Origin of the sequence: Achromobacter sp. SIMBA_011, from assembly GCF_046535435.1 — a bacterium.
Lineage (GTDB): Bacteria > Pseudomonadota > Gammaproteobacteria > Burkholderiales > Burkholderiaceae_B > Achromobacter > Achromobacter dolens.
In genome coordinates, this window is record NZ_JAWRWN010000919.1 from 1 (window position 1) to 250 (window position 250).

1 protein-coding gene is annotated in these 250 nt (G+C 65.2%); it reads left to right on the forward strand.

The annotated features are described in order from the left end of the window. The coding region (locus SB816_RS33680; protein WP_410548461.1) for a hypothetical protein at nt 1–250 on the forward strand (250 nt) is incomplete at both ends.

Genomic DNA, 250 nt, shown 5'->3' on the forward strand with positions numbered 1-250 from the left:
GGCTGGAGTTTCGACGAGGTGATCGCGCTCCGCGATGCCGTGCCGGCCAGGGGGCTCGGCGCGGAGATTGCCGGCAAGCCGCTTCTCGGCCTTGCCCGCGAGGTGCTCGACATTTCCCGCACCGGTCTCAAAAACCGCAACCGGCTGAATGGCGACGGCCAGGACGAGACAGTGTTCCTGTCATCGCTGGACGAGGTGCTTGCCAAGAAGACAACGCTCGCCGACGACCTGCTCTCGCTCTATAACGGCC